The 17,720-nt window shown below is 35.4% G+C and carries 18 protein-coding genes and 1 tRNA gene; 7 read left to right on the top strand and 12 right to left on the bottom strand.

The window, feature by feature from the left end; all coding sequences use genetic code 11:
* Positions 1–106: 106 nt before the first annotated feature.
* A tRNA-Arg gene (locus HOG71_13400) sits at positions 107–178 on the bottom strand.
* Positions 179–712: 534 nt separating this feature from the next.
* On the opposite strand from HOG71_13400, the gene HOG71_13395 reads away from it, so the two are divergent.
* Positions 713–1,609 carry a glycerophosphodiester phosphodiesterase gene (locus tag HOG71_13395; protein MBT5991840.1) on the top strand — a complete coding sequence of 299 codons (897 nt, stop codon included), beginning with the start codon at positions 713–715 and terminating at the stop codon, positions 1,607–1,609.
* Positions 1,610–1,638: 29 nt separating this feature from the next.
* On the opposite strand, the gene HOG71_13390 is transcribed toward HOG71_13395, so the two are convergent.
* The 10 genes from HOG71_13390 to HOG71_13345 all read right to left on the bottom strand — a co-directional run bounded on the left by HOG71_13390 (position 1,639) and on the right by HOG71_13345 (position 10,473).
* Positions 1,639–2,079, bottom strand: a complete 441-nt coding sequence (locus tag HOG71_13390; protein MBT5991839.1) for a hypothetical protein — start codon at positions 2,077–2,079, stop codon at positions 1,639–1,641.
* Between the two features lie 10 nt (positions 2,080–2,089).
* Positions 2,090–2,461, bottom strand: a complete 372-nt coding sequence (locus HOG71_13385; protein MBT5991838.1) for a GntR family transcriptional regulator — start codon at positions 2,459–2,461, stop codon at positions 2,090–2,092.
* A 1-nt stretch (position 2,462) separates the two neighbouring features.
* Positions 2,463–3,263, bottom strand: coding sequence for a hypothetical protein (locus HOG71_13380; protein ID MBT5991837.1), 801 nt, complete (start codon positions 3,261–3,263; stop codon positions 2,463–2,465).
* A gap of 4 nt (positions 3,264–3,267) precedes the next feature.
* Positions 3,268–4,107: an ABC transporter ATP-binding protein gene (locus HOG71_13375; protein MBT5991836.1), complete on the bottom strand. Its 840-nt coding sequence runs from the start codon at positions 4,105–4,107 to the stop codon at positions 3,268–3,270.
* A gap of 460 nt (positions 4,108–4,567) precedes the next feature.
* The gene (locus HOG71_13370; GenBank protein ID MBT5991835.1) at positions 4,568–5,827 is read right to left on the bottom strand and encodes an NADH:ubiquinone reductase (Na(+)-transporting) subunit F; all 1,260 of its coding nucleotides are present in this window, start codon (positions 5,825–5,827) and stop codon (positions 4,568–4,570) included.
* A gap of 25 nt (positions 5,828–5,852) precedes the next feature.
* A complete protein-coding gene (nqrE, locus tag HOG71_13365; GenBank protein MBT5991834.1) occupies positions 5,853–6,470 on the bottom strand; it encodes an NADH:ubiquinone reductase (Na(+)-transporting) subunit E in 618 nt (205 codons plus the stop codon).
* Positions 6,471–6,481: 11 nt separating this feature from the next.
* Positions 6,482–7,150 (bottom strand): NADH:ubiquinone reductase (Na(+)-transporting) subunit D, encoded by a 669-nt coding sequence (locus HOG71_13360; GenBank protein MBT5991833.1) that lies wholly within the window; start codon positions 7,148–7,150, stop codon positions 6,482–6,484.
* A 4-nt stretch (positions 7,151–7,154) separates the two neighbouring features.
* A complete protein-coding gene (gene nqrC / locus HOG71_13355; protein MBT5991832.1) occupies positions 7,155–7,868 on the bottom strand; it encodes an NADH:ubiquinone reductase (Na(+)-transporting) subunit C in 714 nt (237 codons plus the stop codon).
* 27 nt (positions 7,869–7,895) lie between these two features.
* Positions 7,896–9,080, bottom strand: coding sequence for an NADH:ubiquinone reductase (Na(+)-transporting) subunit B (locus HOG71_13350; GenBank protein ID MBT5991831.1), 1,185 nt, complete (start codon positions 9,078–9,080; stop codon positions 7,896–7,898).
* Between the two features lie 37 nt (positions 9,081–9,117).
* A complete protein-coding gene (locus tag HOG71_13345; protein MBT5991830.1) occupies positions 9,118–10,473 on the bottom strand; it encodes a Na(+)-translocating NADH-quinone reductase subunit A in 1,356 nt (451 codons plus the stop codon).
* Between the two features lie 262 nt (positions 10,474–10,735).
* Between HOG71_13345 and HOG71_13340 the strand changes: the two genes are divergently transcribed.
* Complete coding sequence (locus HOG71_13340) at positions 10,736–11,998, top strand: DUF5103 domain-containing protein (GenBank protein ID MBT5991829.1); 1,263 nt, start codon at positions 10,736–10,738, stop codon at positions 11,996–11,998.
* A gap of 10 nt (positions 11,999–12,008) precedes the next feature.
* Here HOG71_13340 and HOG71_13335 read toward each other — a convergent pair whose 3' ends face one another.
* Entirely contained in the window at positions 12,009–14,570 is a 2,562-nt protein-coding gene (locus HOG71_13335) for an LPS-assembly protein LptD (protein MBT5991828.1), read from the bottom strand.
* A gap of 70 nt (positions 14,571–14,640) precedes the next feature.
* Between HOG71_13335 and HOG71_13330 the strand changes: the two genes are divergently transcribed.
* From HOG71_13330 to HOG71_13310, 5 genes are all read left to right on the top strand, one after another.
* Complete coding sequence (locus HOG71_13330; protein ID MBT5991827.1) at positions 14,641–15,426, top strand: N-acetylmuramoyl-L-alanine amidase; 786 nt, start codon at positions 14,641–14,643, stop codon at positions 15,424–15,426.
* 167 nt (positions 15,427–15,593) lie between these two features.
* Positions 15,594–16,532, top strand: coding sequence for an MCE family protein (locus tag HOG71_13325; protein MBT5991826.1), 939 nt, complete (start codon positions 15,594–15,596; stop codon positions 16,530–16,532).
* A 215-nt stretch (positions 16,533–16,747) separates the two neighbouring features.
* Positions 16,748–16,990: a 50S ribosomal protein L28 gene (gene rpmB, locus HOG71_13320; protein MBT5991825.1), complete on the top strand. Its 243-nt coding sequence runs from the start codon at positions 16,748–16,750 to the stop codon at positions 16,988–16,990.
* Positions 16,990–17,178: a 50S ribosomal protein L33 gene (gene rpmG, locus HOG71_13315; protein MBT5991824.1), complete on the top strand. Its 189-nt coding sequence runs from the start codon at positions 16,990–16,992 to the stop codon at positions 17,176–17,178. The genes rpmB and rpmG overlap by 1 nt, the downstream gene beginning before the upstream one ends.
* Complete coding sequence (locus HOG71_13310) at positions 17,178–17,324, top strand: DUF4295 family protein (GenBank protein MBT5991823.1); 147 nt, start codon at positions 17,178–17,180, stop codon at positions 17,322–17,324. The genes rpmG and HOG71_13310 overlap by 1 nt, the downstream gene beginning before the upstream one ends.
* Positions 17,325–17,720: the final 396 nt, after the last annotated feature.

Below are 17,720 nucleotides of genomic sequence, written 5' to 3'. Positions count from 1 at the left end.
TATAATTTTTACAATAATGAGAAATTTATAGTTACATTTTGTTACCCATTTGTTACTCGTAAAAACAGAAAGCCTGTAATGACGAGCATTACAGGCTTGTAATAAGTAGCCCCTACAGGAATCGAACCTGTATCTAAGGTTTAGGAAACCTCCATTCTATCCGTTGAACTAAGGGGCCTTTCTGAAAAAAATGTCTCTTGAACGGTCTTGAAATAGAATAATAAGCAATTTCAAGTGTACAAGTTGAACCCTGCCTGCCGAAGCTTTTGCGAAGGTAGGTAAGGGGCCAATAAGGCTGCAAAATTAGGATTTAATCTTTGTTTTCAGAAATCTTCTTCTTAAGTAGAATTTGTTTGAGCAGCAGAAAACATTTCCCTCCTAGAGGAGGGCGGGGAGGTGTTTTTTATTCTTTTTTAAAAATTTATTATTAACACTCCCATTAACCCCCTTGCAAGAGGGAAGCAATATATTATTATCATTCACTAGTGATCTTTTGAAATACAATCTGCTCCCCTCTTTACGAAGTAGAGAGGGGCTGGGGGTGAGTTGTCTTGTCCTAAAATAGGTTTACACAAAATGTAAACTTATGACAGGATTTACTTCTTATAATAACTCTTTGAAGATATGTGTCTAGTCCTAAAATAGGTTTTCAATCCCTCATCGTACCAATGCAATGTTGAGTTTTGTATTTTTGATGTTAAAACCAGTGTTTATGTTAAAATTTGTTACTCATTTGTTACTCGTATGTATTGTTTTATCTTTTTCAGCTTGCACTCAAGATCAAAGTGTGTTGCCTGATAACCACTATATGATTGGAGAAGGAGAGCGACCTTGGGTAATTGCTCATGGAGGAGCAAAACAACTTTGGCCTGAAAATACCATGATTGCTTTTGCGGGCTCTGCAGCGCTGGGCGTTGATGTTTTAGAAATGGATATTCGAATGACAAAAGATAAATTGCTGGTTTGTCATCACGATGCGGATATTGAAAATATGAGCAATGACACAGGTAAAACATGGAATTATACCTATAACGAACTATTAAACTTCAACTTTGGTGATGGTTTTGAAGATATCGATGGCGAGTTTCCATATAAGAATCAACAAGTCGACATCACGAAACTGGAGGCAGTTTTTTCAGCTTTTCCACTATTCTACTTTGTAGTAGAAATTAAAGACACTGAAGCTTTAGGACAAGAAGCAGGAGATAGTTTATTTGCTTTAATTGAAAGATATAACCTTCATAGCAGAATTATTGTCGCCTCATTTGATGAAGATGTGCTCATTCATTTTAGAGAAGTTTCGGCCAATTTAATTCCGACTTCTGCTTCACAAAAAGAATCGACCAATTTTGTTATATCAACAAAAGCGCAAGCCAGTTATTTTTATCACCCCAATGCAGTTGCTTTTCAGTTACCCCTCAAGCAAATTGGTATCAGCATGGATCGAAAGCATGTAATTAAAGCAGCTCATCGTCATAAAATGGCAGTTCATTATTGGACAATTAATGAAAAAGAAGACATGCGTGACCTGATTGAAAAAGGAGCAGACGGCCTGATAACAGATAGGCCAGATATTATGCTCGATTTATTGAAAGAGATGGGCTGGTAAACGCCTGTTATCTCTCCATTTTTTATCACTTATTCGATTAAAAACTCCTTGGTAAGTTTTATTTCGCCTATGGTAAAAGGCTCTTCTGCTTTTTCAGTATAATCACGCATAAAGCCGTAATATGATAATTTCAATTCAAACTCACTAGCCGATAACCAGCCTGTAAATCCATCATTGCAATCGACATTTATTTTCAACTTTTCTATTTCGCCCTTTTCATTGAAAGTTGATTCAGAAAAATCGAATGAAATGTTCTTTTCCTCTAAAAGTTGTTTCTGGATATTTACAAGATCATCTTTTTGAACAGAATAGGAAATTTTAACATGAACCAGTTCGTCATTAACTGTTAATTCTGTTGTATTCATACTAAGTCCTTTGCCATTTATTTTAATAAATATTAACAAAGCGATACCTAGAATGGTAACTCCAATAAATAATGTAACTAATATTTTGTTGCTTGTTTTTTTCATCGTTTTCACTTTAGTTATTCCTGTTCTTTTTCCATTCTTCAAAATAGCTTTCCAACTCCTTCACCTCAATTTTCAACAGTGTCATTTTTTTGAATAATTCAGGTAGCTCATTGTCTTTGAATCTTTTTTTCATCATATCCAGAATGATTTTTTGAGCATCTTCTCCAACAAAATAGCCTATTCCTCTTTTATTGTAGATTATGTTGCTTTCCTGTAAATATGAGTAAGTACGCATAACTGTATTGGGATTCACTTCCAGATCAATGGCCAACTGCCTGATGGAAGGCACTTTTTCATCTGCTTTCCATTTGTTATTAAGAATATTCACAGCAAATTCATCTGCAATTTGCATGTAAATAGCTTGTTTTTCACGAAATTCCATGCTATACCTCCCTTTCTTTAAGTTTGAAATATGCAGCAGCATATAGAATAATTGGAAGGACTACTCCAACAGCCCAATAGGTTGATTTAACAAGCAATTTACCTCCTCCATTTGTGAACCATTCTTGAATTTCGGGCTTGCTGAATGTGATAGCTGAAGCAACACCAAAGCTTAAGTCGTTGCCAAATAATAAAAGTATTGCGATATATCCTAAAAGAAAAAATGCAAGCATAATAAGGAATGATGCAAGAGCTGTTTTTGGAATTGAGTACTTTCTGAAGGCGGCTGATCCAAGGAAAAATGTTGCATGACTTAAAAAGTAGAATTTAATCGAAGGCACCCAATGAGCATCATTGATAATATCAAGAATGTTGTATACTGGTATGTCTAATGAAAAAATTCCTGACCAAACAGTGTTTGTTAGCATAGCAAATAATTGATATGAAACTGCCGTGAAAAGGATCCACCCAATAGAAGAGAATAACAACGGCACAATGAATTTTTCAAAAATAGATGCAGGAATCATCAATTGCTCAATAGTTTTTGCACCAGAGTTCATTTTGATAAAAACACGACCACCAAAGAACAAGGCTCCTCCATACAACATAGTGATAGCGGCAACCTTATGGAAAATATTTGAAATAGCTGCGTTTTCATTGTTCAAATTATAGGCAAAGAAAAATGTAATAATAAACATCAGCCCCAGAAAGCCTCCTACTGAAATTGCAAAAAACTTTTTATTGAGATTCAGTTTTAAGCGTGAAAACTGAATAGCTCTTTTTATATCGAATACCTGATTCATTTCTTTAATTTTTTAAATGTTCAACTATTTCTGAAGTGTTGCTCAGAACTGCATTAAAAAGCAATTCAAAATCGACAGCTGTTTCTGTTTTGTCCATATTGTCAGCAACAATATATTGTCCACCAAAAACGGCTTCTGAATGGAAAACTTTGGATTTAAAAGAAGCTTCTTTTTCTGCTTTAATAAAACTCAGCTTGTTGCTAATTGATTCCATGTTTTCATTGAAAATGATTTTTCCTTCTTCAATAATTACGATGGGATCAATCAGGTTTTCAAGATCTCTTACTTGATGGGTGGAAATTAAAAACGTTCTGTTTTCGTTAGTTGCTTCTGCAATAATTCTCCTGAATTTACTTTTAGAAGGAATATCCAATCCGTTGGTGGGTTCATCCATAAATACGATAGAGCATTCAGTAGCAATGGCAAAGGCAATCATGAATTTTTTCTTCTGCCCATATGATAAAGTGTTCAGCTTTTTTGATTTGGTTATTTCAAACTCAACAATGAGTTTGTCTATTAGTTCATGATTGAAATTCGGATAAAATACCGAGTATATTTTAATATAGGTTTCTATATATAAATCGGGTAAGTGAAATTCTTCAGGTAGCATATACATGTCGGCAAGTAGTTTTGGCTGTCGGGTAGCCACATTACTTCCTTCAAAGTTTACAGTTCCTTTATGCGCATATAATAAGCCACACATAATTTTAAGTAGAGTTGACTTGCCAGCTCCATTTTTCCCAAGCAAGCCATACACATTTCCTTTCTCAATGCTCAAATCAAGATCCTTAAAAAGATTATCGCTTTTTTTATAGCCAAACGTGAGCTCTTTTATTTCAATCATTTTTGCAATGTTTAGTGTTCTAGTAAAATAGTACACTGCAAATGTATAACTGTTTTTTAAATAGGCAAATATTTTTGAAAATATTTTTTTAGGTCAGATCACTTCTCTCAAAAAGGTATAAATTGGCTAGACGCTCCTATCAGTGTCACTCAACGAGGGCATTGATGATTTCTTGGAAAGTAATTCGTGTCTCAGTGTCCCTTGTCAGGAGACACTGAGGGTAGACAATTTAATTGGTTGTATCTAGTTGTCATTCTCGCGCTTTGCTTTGCTAAAGCTACGCGAAAGCAAGAAAGCGAGAATCTCCATAATAATTTGAAACGAGATTCCCTTTTGCAAGGGAATGACGAAAAAATAGTCAGTAGGATTTTTGAGTCAGTCTCGGAATAGTAATCGAAATAAAGCACAAAAAAAAGGGAATGAAATTCATTCCCTTTTACTATATAAAAAGTGTTTTGTTTTATCCTCCAAAGTCATCAAATGCAATCATTTCTTCGGGTACACCATAGTCGTCAAGCATTTTCAAAACAGCATCATTCATTAAAGGAGGTCCGCAGAGATAATATTCAATTTCCTCTGGCTCTGCATGATTCTTTAAATAGTTATCCATTATAATCTGATGGATGAATCCTACATAACCATCCCAATTATCTTCGGGTAATGGCTCTGATAAACCAATATTGAACTTGAAGTTTGGAAAATCTTTCTCAATGGCACGGAACTGATCAACATAGAACAACTCGCGTGATGAACGGCCACCATACCAGAATGTAGCTTTACGATCTGTTTTTTCTGTTTGGAAAAGATGGAAGATATGTGAACGCATTGGCGCCATTCCTGCACCACCACCAATAAACATCATTTCGCGTTTAGTTGGTTTGATGAAGAACTCTCCATAAGGTCCTGATATTGTTACTTTATCACCTGGTTTTCTGTCAAAAATATAAGATGAGCAGATACCCGGATTCACATTCATAAATGTGTTTTTCTTTCTGTCCCAAGGAGGAGTTGCCACACGAATATTAAGCATAACCAATCCTTTTTCTGCAGGATGGTTTGCCATGGAATAAGCTCTGTAAATAGGCTCTGGATTTTTCATCTTCAGATCCCACATGCCGAATTTGTCCCAATCACCTTTGAAATCCTCTCCAATTTCCATGTTCTTGTAGTCCACTTCAATCTTTGGAACATCAATTTGGATGTATCCACCTGATTTGAAATCCATGACTTCACCTTCAGGTAACCTGACCACAAATTCTTTGATAAATGTAGCGACACTTTTGTTGGAAACAACTTCGCATTCCCATTTTTTAATACCAAATATTTCTGGTGGGATAGAAATATTCATATCCTCTTTTACCTTTACCTGACAAGCAAGTCTCCAGTCGGTTTGTTGCTCTTTACGGGTAAAGTAGCCCACTTCAGTTGGAAGAATGCTTCCTCCACCATCATGAACCTGCACCTTACACATAGCACATGTACCACCACCACCACAAGCAGATGGAATGAAAATTTGTTGTGCCGACATGGTATTCAATAATGTAGAACCAGCACTAACTTCTATTTCTTTTTCTTCATTGATGGTCAGTTTTACAGGTCCCGAAGGAACAAGTTTGGAACGTGCATATAGTAGCACAACAACCAAAATCAGAATAATGACCAAAAAAACGATTGCGCTTATAATAATCTGATTGAATAAGCCTGAATCTAATAGAATCATTTTATATCAATTTTATGATTAGCAATTAAAGTTTAATTCCCATGAAACTCATGAAAGCAATACCCATCAAACCGGTAATAATAAACGTAATACCAAGACCGCGTAATGGTGCAGGTACATTTGAATAGGTAATTTTTTCGCGGATAGCAGCAATTGCAATAATTGCTAATAACCAACCCACTCCAGATCCAAGTCCGAAAACGGTTGCTTCACCAAGGTTTGCATATTCTCTTTCTTGCATAAAAAGGGAACCTCCTAAAATAGCACAGTTCACAGCAATCAGCGGAAGGAAAATACCAAGTGATGCATATAGAGCTGGTGAGAATTTTTCAATGAACATTTCAACCAACTGCACCATTGATGCAATAACAGCGATGAAAACGATAAAGCTTAAAAAGCTTAAATCCATGTTTTCAAAACCACCTCCTAACCAAGCCAATGCTCCTTCTGAAAGCAAATACTTGTTAATAATAAAGTTTACCGGAACAGTTATACCCAATACGAAAATAACTGCGAGTCCAAGTCCCATTGATGTATTTACCGTTTTTGAAACAGCCAGGTAAGAGCACATTCCAAGGAAATATGCAAATACCATATTGTCGATAAATATGGACTTTACAAATATGTTTACTAGTTCTTGCATATCTGTTCTTTTTAGCTTTTGTCAATTAATTCTCTAACACGTGTACGCTGTATCCAGATAATGATCCCAACAGTAATTAATGCCATTGGAGGTAGAATCATTAAACCGTTGTCGGCATAACCATTGTCATAAAAAACCTGAGGGATTATTTTCAATTCTCCGACAGCAGGTAGTGTTAATGTTCCTGCTCCAAATAATTCACGGAAAAATCCAACGACAACTAAAACCCAAGCGTAGCCAATTCCATTTCCTAAACCATCCCAGAATGAAGGACCTACCTTATTACCCATAGCAAAGGCTTCCAAACGCCCCATAATAATACAGTTGGTAATAATGAGTCCTACAAATACAGAAAGCTTCTTACTAACATCATAAGCAAATGCTTTTAGGAATTGATCCACCAAAATAACAAGCATTGCAATAATTGTAAGTTGTACAATTATTCTGATACGAGGTGGAATTGTTTTTCTGAGAGCAGCAGTAATTATATTAGAAAACACAATTACGAATACCACAGAAAAAGACATAACAATTGATGGCTCAAGTTTAGCCGTGACCGCCAAAGCAGAACAAATTCCTAAAACCTGAACAGTAATTCCGTTGTCAATACCCAACGGATTTTTAACCAGCTTATAGTTCTGCGCTGAAAAGAACGGTTCTCTTTCTTTTTTATCGCTCATATTTCTAATTTTCTAAGTTTTTAAAATATGCTTCATATCCTGACAAGCAATCGAATAACATATCAGAAACACCAACACAGGTAATTGTTCCTCCAGAAATGGCATCTACTCCATGTTTGTCTCCAGGTAGAGCTCCACCTTTTACTACTTTTATAGATGTAAATTTTCCTTCGTCATCAAAAATCTGCTTATCGATAAATTGGTTGCCAAATTTGGGTTTGTCAATTTCAGCTCCCAATCCAGGTGTCTCTCCTTTGTGACCAAAATTAGCACCGAGCACTGTTCTTCCATCACCAGAAACGGAAAGAAATCCCCAAACAGGACCCCACAAACCTTTTCCTCTAACAGGTATAATGTATTTCTTTGAACCATCCGGCATACTTGCAATAAATACCGGAAGTTTTTGTTCACCAATAGCTTTTCTTTGTTCTTCAGCTAAATTAATGTTAAAAGCTTTTTCTTCTTTATTGATTTCTCCTTTGGTATTAACTACGAATTCATCAGTAATAGTTTCTAAATAAATTTGATCATATTCTTCTGCAGTATAGCTTTTATCTGCATCTAAAACATCAGCAACTGATAATATATTCTTAATCTTTTCTACCTTCACATTATTGTCTTGAAAAGGCTTAAGAATATTTGCAGCAGTAGCCAGTATCGATGCCACAATAATGATCATGATCGTGGCATATGTAAATATATATCTGTTTGTAAACATTCTATTAAATTTAAATTGTTAACCAGATTATGCCTCTGCTCTTTTTAATCGTTTAAGTCTTCTTTTGATGTTTCCTTCTACAACATAATGATCAATAAGCGGAGCAAATACGTTCATTAGAAGGATAGCCATCATTACCCCTTCAGGATAGGCGGGATTAAGCACACGGATTAGGATGGCAAGGAAACCAGCAAGGAATCCATATATCCATTTTCCACGAGCCGTTTGAGCCGCACTTACCGGATCAGTTGCCATGAATACCGCACCAAAAGCAAATCCTCCAAGACACAACTGTTGGGCAACACTTAAGCTCATAAAAGGATTGGAATCTGTTGCAAATGCACCCAGAATAAACGCCATAATAGCACCACCAGCTACAAACGATAGCATAACGCGCCAGCTTGCAATACCGGTAACAAGCAAAATAATGCCACCAATGAGAATCGCCAAAGTTGAAGTTTCTCCGATGGAACCAGGCACCGTTCCTATAAACAATTCTTTGAGACTTGGCAATTTATCCAGAGCTCCTTCTGCTGCATAAGATAATGGTGTTGCTCCTGTAAAAGAATCAATCCATTCGCCACCTTTTGTATTTACCCAAACTGGTGTTCCAGAAACATCAATGGCTCCAGAAATCTTTTGCGGATAGGCGAAAAAGAGGAATACACGTGCTGTTAATGCAGGATTTAAGATATTCATTCCTGTTCCACCAAAAACTTCTTTACCAATAATAATAGCAAAAGCAGTAGCCACAATAAGCATCCAAATAGGGATATTAACTGGCATTATTAAAGGTATCAGAAATCCGGTTACAAGAACTCCTTCATTTACTTCGTGTCCCCTAAATTGCGCAAAGGCGAATTCAATGACAAAGCATACGATGTAAGAAACAGCTAATAATGGAAGGAATCGTAAGAAACCAAACCATAATCTTGCCCCAAAAGAGCCATCTTGTACTCCTAATGCCAGATCATGTTGATATCCCAAATTCCACAAACCAAATAGGGTAGCTGGAATTAAAGCAAGAACAACGTAAATCATAACTCGCTTCGAGTCTTTAGAATCTCTGATATGGGCGCCTCTTTTTGTAACGTGATTAGGTACGTACAAAAAAGTTTCAAAAGCATCAAAAGTGGAATGAAGCCAATAAAACTTGCCGCCTTTTTCGAAACTCGGCTTGATTTTATCGATTTGTTTTCTAAGTGCTTTCAATTTTATTCAATTTTATTAATGAAATAAAAAGATTGTCTTAATTTAATTCTTTAACCATCAGGTCGATACCTTGCTGGACAATGGTTTGGGAATTAATTTTTGAAGTACAGATAACTTCACATAAAGCAAAGTCTTCTGGAGCAACTTCATAAATTCCTAAATTCTCCATTTTGTCAATATCTTCCGCCATAATGGCTTTCAGTAAATGCACAGGATATATATCTATGGGCATCACTTTTTCATATTCACCGCTTACAACAAAAGCTCTTTCGCCTCCATGCATGTTGGTGTCGAGATTGTGTTTTTTCTTTGGAGATAGCCAAGAACTAACAATTGTTTTTGAAGCACTGAATTTTTTAAAGCCGGGTAAAATCCAGCCAATAAACTCATAATAATCTCCTTCGGGAATAACTGTCAGCTGAGAGTGGTAAAATCCCAGATATCCAGTATCTGAAATCTTTGTTCCTGTCAGGACATTTCCACTGATGAATCGATTATTATCTCCTTCAACATTGTCTTTTACAATATTTTCAATAGAGGCTCCAATAATCGTTTTATAGTATTTCTTTTCTATGGCCTGAGAACCGCACAAATTTATCACACGTTCGGCATTGTATTTTCCTTCATGGAATAATCTACCAATGCTCAGAACATCCTGTGGATAGCAATACCAAACGACATCACCCTTATCAATAGGATTAATGTGATGAATTTGAATTCCTACATTTCCAGCTGGATGGGGGCCTTTAAATTGATGCAGTTCAACATCTTTGGCCTTGGCAAAAACAGAAGAAATTTCCTGATCGACATGGGTGTTTAGATGAATTTTTCCATCAGTTAATTTTTTCAATACGTCAATCCCTTTTTGAAAAACTTCTGACTGACCCTCTACAATAAAGTTATTGTCAGCAGCCAATGGAGAGGAATCAAAAGCAGAAATATAGATCGCTTTTGGTTTGTCAGACGGATTTGCAATGCGTGCAAAAGGTCTTTGTCTGATCATTGGCCAGACACCACTTTTTAGCAGGTTTTCAATAATTTCATCACGCGATAAATCCTTTGGATCTGCCTGTTTGAAATTTTCAAATTCGTTTTTCCCATCAGCAGTAATTTTTACCTCTAAGATAACCCGTTTTTCACCTCGTACAATTTCAGTAACCGTTCCACTTACTGGAGAAGTGAAAATAACCCTATCGTTGTCTTTGTCAAAAAACAAGGGGGTTCCGGCCTTAACTGTATCACCTTCGTTGATACTAAGTTTTGGTCGTACACCATGAAAACAGGAAGGTTTTATGGCAAAATGCTGAGGAATTTCTTTTTGGCCAAAATCTTTTTCAGATTGACCAATAAGTTGGATATTGTATCCTTTTTTAATGTTTATAACTTTCGACATTTCCTCGTGTTGTTAATAAAAAAACATTATTAAGAAGTGTACGAAAGTAGTATTATTAATTTAATCGAACCAAGATTTTTTTTGCTTTAAAACATTTAAATGCAATTTTCTAATCACAATTTTTTGTCAGGCTTATTGCTATTATTTATTTTTAATGTTTTAATCCAAATATCTAAATAATAAACTGACAGAAATATGTGTTCAAAGTATAGGAACTAATCATTTTGTTATAACTTGCAGATGATATTTTAAGAGATAAGGGATGTATTTACGATTGATAGCAATTTTTATTTTATTTATTAGTTTTACTTCATGGGCTCAGGAATCGCTAAATCAAGAAGCGGTTTATGTGCCGAATATTGAGACCGTACTTTTTTACAAAAGCGGAAAAATCAACTCTTTTCCAATTCTTGACATTCAAAGTCCGGGGCAAACTTTAACACTTGCTTTTGATGACATGGATGCTGATTATAAGTCATATGCATATTCAATTATTCATTGTGATAAAGATTGGAAGCCAAGTGATTTGTTCGAAAATGAATATTTCGATGGTCAAAATTTTGATTACATCAGTAATTATGAATTCTCATCAAACACCTATGTGAAGTATACAAACTACCGGCTCAGCTTTCCTGCAGAAAACAATTGGTTTCGATTATCTGGAAATTATATCATACAGGTTTATACCGATGATGATGAAAAAGAATTGATACTTACACGCAGATTTTATGTTGTCGATCAGCGGGTTAGCATAAAATCAAAAGTGAAAGAAGCCAGCTATGCAAATGTTAAGAAGTATAAGCAGGAAGTTGATTTTGAAGTAAACTATACAGGGGTTGATGTTATTAATCCAATGTCAGACTTCAATGTAGTGATCCGACAAAACGGAAGATGGGATAATCAAATTGCTGACTTGGAACCCATGTATGTGCAGAACAATACATTAATATATGATTACGAAAAAGAGAACTTGTTTAATGGGCTAAGCGAGTGGCGATACTGTGATTATCGGCAGCTTAAATTTCCGGGTTTTGGAATTCTCAAAATTGAATTAGACACTGTATTTAATATGTATATGCTTAACGAAGAAGATCGTTCTTATATGGCCTATGCTCAGTGGAGTGATATAAATGGAAACAGGGTGATTGCAGGCGAGAGTAGAGATTTAAAAATGTCAGAAATAGATTATGTTAAAGCACACTTCAAGCTCAAAACTCCTTACCCCAAAGACGAAGATGTTTATATTTTTGGTGCATTAAGCGATTGGAAACTACAAGACAAATTTAAAATGCATTATTGTCGAGAGATGGAATCCTACATTGCAAATATCGAGTTGAAACAAGGATACTATAATTATTACTATGTGATTAAAAATCCTGATGATGGAAGTGTAGATTGTGTTCGTTTTCAGGGAACACATTTTGAAACCGAAAACGAATATCATATCCTTGTATATGTTCAATCACGAGTTTATAATACACAGGAATTGGTAGGCTATTTATCGGTAAGCACAGCTTTGCGATAAACGTGCAATATCAATAAAAGTTATCGTAGAAAGATTTCTCCTTATTAATCTTAAGATCTTTCAGGACAGGTGATTTTACTTTTAATGTAAACATATAGCTCTGACGATAGCCAAATGGTATCCAGCTGAAACTCATTTCCCAGCAATGCAAATCCCTATGCATGTCAAAAGATGCCGAAGTAAGCTCATTGTTTGCAATGTCATAATATGCTCTAAAGGTCAGTTTCCATTTTTGAGTCAGACTTAGCCCACCATTTACATTAATTGTTTGCTTTATTACAGGTTCGAAAAATAATTTCTGATACGAAAGAGTATAATTAAAGGACAGATTCCAAGGAACATTGAAATCGACATACTGATCAAGTGGCATAGCGTCAAATCCTATTTGTTCCTGTTGTTGTTTTTTCCTGCTTGATGCTGACATAGCCTGCGAGTTGAGGTTTGCACCCAACGTTAGATTGGCTTGTTTTAGTCGACCTAATTTATGACTTTCAATTAATGCAAATTTATTCACTACAATACTATCTGCTGTCATGTGATAAGGATCGAGCTCTCCGGAAAATTGAATATTAAGTTTGTTTTTAAAAAGAGTGGTTCGCCCATTCATGCGAATGGTTGACAAGCGCAGGGAGTCTGCCAGAAAATTATAATAGCCGCTTATATTGAAGTTATCAATCAGTTTTATTTTCTTGGATGCGGCAATAGAGTCGTTTTTGGTTTTAATTTTTGCTTCCAGATTATTCTGTATACTAAAGTTAATATTCCCACTTCTCCGTGTGCCAGGCCTTCCTATGGTTGAGGTATTGATAACAGAATACTCACTTGTTCTTCCTGTTGAGTCAATCTGAACCGTTTTGTAATACCCATATTTGGGATCGCTGAAATCTGGTCGATAAGAGAAACTCATATTTGGTGTAATCAAATGCCGAACAGCTAGCAAGCCAAACTTATTAATATTAAATGTACCGTAAATTCGGGTGGAGATATTAGCACTTACATTAAAATCATTTTGGTGGAAAACTCCTTCTGTAATTTGTTCGTCAACATAATCCCACCCTACAGTATCGGTTACTTCGACAAATGTTTTTTCCACTTTTTTGAAGAAAGTGTATCCAGTATAGTTAATGGAAGGAGAAACATTAAAGTACTTAAGAATTTTAAAAGAGGTCGAAAATGGAATACTGTGTTGCATGCCATTTTCCCAGCTCCTCCAGGTTTCGGGCAGCAAAAAAGCAGTATCATAGGTGTTTATTGAATTACGGAATTTCACATTGTAATTGAAACCAATATCATTATACCATCTTTTTTTGATTACTCCTTTTTTTGATTTGAAAGGAGTTATTCTTTTCATAGCAAAACTTACATCAGGAGCTGTAAGGTTTACAGTTTTATTACTTAGGTTTTGTGAATGTGTAATGCTTGAGTTTAATGAAAAAGGAGTGCCTGAAAACCGCTTGCTATACGAAACACTGGAACGTAAGGTGTTTTGCAACATATCATTCGGATTGGTTGCATTATAGCGATAGGAGTTTTGGCTACCGGCATTTACACTAGCCTTGAAGGAGGAATTTGGACGAGCCTTGGGATCCTGGTTGTGCGTCCAGTTTATGATAAAATCAGTCGATTTGCTAAAATCACTAGCATCCGGATCTCCAAATCGATTTTTCGAATAGAGAATATTGAAATTACCATTGAACTTATACCTTTTATTATAATTCGTAGATGCATTAACAGCCCAACTTCCTCGCGAGAATATATCAGCTTTTACAGCCAGATCAAAATATTCTGAAAAACCAAAATAATAGCCCAATCCTTTAAGAAAAAATCCTCTTCGTGCTTCTTCTCCAGGTGATGGCAAAAGTATGCCAGATGATCGTTCTTGTTTCTTCGGGAAAAAGCCAAAGGGAACTGCTAAAGGAAGAGGAACATCTTCAACAACCAACCAGGCAGGGCCTGATATAATTTGCTTATCCATAATTTTGAGCTTGGATGCAGCAATGTAAAAGTGTTGGTGTTCGTGATCACAGGTTGAAAACTGAGCATTACGGGCGAGTAAAGTGTTTTCTTCATCTTTCATTACATCAACCGCCTGTATATAGCCTCCTCCTTCTTCTGTTCTCAATTCATATATTCGACCTCTTTTTGTTTTGAAATTGTAGATAATTTTCTGTGCGCTATAGGGTTTTCCCTGATCAGAAAATATGGGCAACCCGGCAATTTCTCCACTCGAATCCGGCATTCCTTCAGCAGTGATTAGATTTTTATTCCAATCCAAAATAATGGATGCTGCTTTGAGTTGAATGTTTTCATAATTGACCTCAGCATTACCATAAAGCCTGATTAGGTTCCCTTGAAAATCAATTATCATGGAGTCTTTGGCAGTATAGTTGATCAAAGACTGAATAGCATCAGGGCTTATGAAAGAATTAGAATCCTTTTTAACAACAAGATCCAAACTATCTGGAGCAGCAACAAGCGAGTCATCCAACATGATAGGGAATGACGAAGCCTGTATGGAAACGAAGGCTATTAACAAAATTGTTAATATCAGGAGCGTTTTTAAAAACCTCAAGGATTCTTTATTTGCTAATTTTGGTTTGATAAATAAAAGTCCAAATTTACTTTATTACAGTTTATTCAAAATGAAATATCTTCGGATTCTCAGTTTTATGCTAATAATTTTAGTATTCAGTTCTTTCCAGACTCTGAATAGTAGCAAATTTTATGTCAAAACGATTGTGATTGATGCTGGCCATGGTGGACATGACCCCGGAGCTGTGTATGGAGGCATACATGAAAAAAATGTTGCGCTGGCTATTTCTCTTGAATTAGGACGCATAATCAGCGAAAACATGCCCGATGTGAAGGTTTTGTATACCCGCAATAAAGATGAATTTATCGGATTATTGGAGCGAGCAGAATTTGCAAATAAAAATAATGCAAGTTTATTTTTATCTATTCATTGCAATGCAAGTGAAAACACAACAGCATTTGGAACCGAAACATTTGTGATGGGATTGGCTAAAGATGAAGCCAATTTAAATGTGGCGATGAAAGAAAACTCAGTTATCAAATTGGAAGAAGATTACGAAGTCAAATATGAAGGCTTTGACCCCAACTCACCTGAGGCATATATCATTTTTTCATTAATTCAGGATGCATTTCAAAATCAAAGTACAAGCCTGGCAGCAAAAATCGAACATGACTTTTCATCACGAGTGGGAAGAAAAAGCCGTGGTGTAAAACAAGCAGGATTATTTGTACTGTGGCGAACGAGCATGCCTAGTGTGCTTATTGAAACAGGCTTTATCAGCAATCAAAAGGAAAGGGATTTTCTGACATCGAAAACCGGACAAGTTTATCTTGCTTCTGCTATTTTCAGGGCATTTCGTGGATACAGAGAAGAACTGGAAGGAAGTTCCAAATAAATACAGTTTCAAAACTTGTAAGCAGAACACGACAAATTTTTCACATTCAGAATAGTAGCTGGTATTGTTATTTTTCATGCTAAGAATCAATATCACTATAGCTTTTAATTTCCTTTGTGTTAATTTTGAATTTTTTAAACGATCATTTTTTGCACTAAAATATAGACGTGAAGGTATCAGACGAAACGAAAGTGGGCATTTTTGCCGTTTTTGCCCTGGCAATTTTATTTTTTGGCTTTAGCTTCATGAAAGGGAAAGATGTGTTTTCATCTAACTTTACATACTATGCCTTGTATGACGATATTCTTGGTCTGCAGGTTTCAAACCCTATTGTGCTAAACGGACACCGGATTGGGAAAGTTTATGATATTCGCTTGCAGAAAGAAAATGAGAATAGAGTATTGATTGTTTTAAGCATTAAAGGTGGATTGGATTTGCCAATTGGTACGAAAGCCCGTATTGTCGATTTGGATATTTTGGGTCAAAAAGCAGTTGAATTGGTTTTAGGAGAGAGCAACCAATATCATGAAAGTAAAGATACTATTATAGGCGAGACATCAAGTGGTCTTATAGGCGAAATGTTAGCACCATATATTGAAAAACTGAACGAATCTATTGAGGAAATAAAACAATCATGGGGCGATACAAACGCTATTGATATTAAAGGAAGCATGTCTAATCTTACTCTGGCAATTGCTGATATTAAGCAGGTTACAGGAGAATTAAAAGCAAGTAACCTGGCAGGCAGACTGTCAAATATTCTTGCTCATGTTGAATCGATAACGAAATCGCTCAAAGAAAATGAAGATAATATTAATGCCATCCTTGCTAATCTGAATAGTGTTTCCGATTCGCTTAGTGCTGCAAATATTAAAGGCACCATTGATGAAAGCTATGCTGTTCTGAAACAGATAGATGATATTAGTACGAAAATCAATCAGGGGGAAGGTTCTTTGGGATTGTTGGTGAATGATAATCAACTGTATGATAATCTTAAAAAAACATCAGAAAACCTCGACAAGCTGATTATTGATTTAAAAGAACATCCTGAGAAGTATGTACAGGTTTCTGTATTTGGAGGAAAGTCTAAGTCGAAAAAAGAATAAAGGATTAAATGACGAGAAAGAGGAAGGAAAACCATTAATTTTGAAAAGCCAGCTGTGTTTATTTTAGCTGTTACTTTTTTGAATCTTTCACCTTTTCAGTCGTAGGCTTTTATCCAGTTGGCTTATCCACAGTTTTTCGCCAAAACACTTTCTTATGCATTAATTTTGTTTTATTAAAAAAAGTGTTGATATTTGCACCCCCTAAAGAAAAGAATATGTCAAGAGTATGTCAACTTACTGGTAAAAAGGTCCTTGTAGGGAATAATGTGTCACATTCCAACAAGAGAACCAAAAGGAAGTTTTACCCAAATTTACAGGTAAAGAAATTTTATATACCTGAATTGGATGAGTACATCACGCTGAAGATATCAACCAGTGCGCTCAGAACCATTAATAAAAAAGGTATTTACCAGTATTTAAAAGAACTCGAAAAAGAGGGTACTAAAATATTAAAGTAATGGCAAAGAAATCAAAAGGCGGAAGACAACAGATTATTCTTGAGTGTACAGAGCACAAAGAAAGTGGAAAGCCAGGTACATCTCGTTATATTACCACCAAGAATAAGAAAAACACTCCTGATCGTATGGAGTTAATGAAATTTAATCCTATCCTTAGAAAACACACACTTCATAAAGAAATTAAGTAATGGCAAAGAAAGTAGTAGCTGGTCTTAAAAAGGCAACAACTCTTGTGAAAGTGATCAGACCAATTAAATCTGATAAAACAGGCAAGTATAAATTCCGCGAAGACATTATCGATAAAGAAAATGTCCAGAATTTATTAAAAGGATAATATTTATTCGGCCTAGCTTCATTTTAGATAGCTTAAAAAAAACATTTATTTTTAATTATATAAACTTAGGGATTCATTTCCCTGAGTTTTTTTGTTTATTAATAACCTGAGTTCAGGATAATGGAAAGTAGCTTTATTAATGCTCAGTATTTTTCTGCTACTTATTTCACAGCTTTGGTTTTTATTAAATATTCCTTGTTTTGGTCATTTATTCAGCAATGCCGTATGTTAATTTATTTTTTATAATTTCTCACTCTTTCGTTTATTAATTGCACTTAAACGCACTTCTGGTTATAATTTAACAATCAATATTATAGTTTTTTTCATATCTTGCAAGATGAAATAAATTTTGACACATGAAAAGATTATTTAGCCTGATTGCAGGATTTGTTATTG

The organism is Bacteroidota bacterium, from assembly GCA_018698135.1.
GTDB lineage: Bacteria > Bacteroidota > Bacteroidia > CAILMK01 > JAAYUY01 > JABINZ01.
Note: the sequence above shows the minus strand (reverse complement) of the source record. Positions and strands in the feature narration are given on the sequence as shown.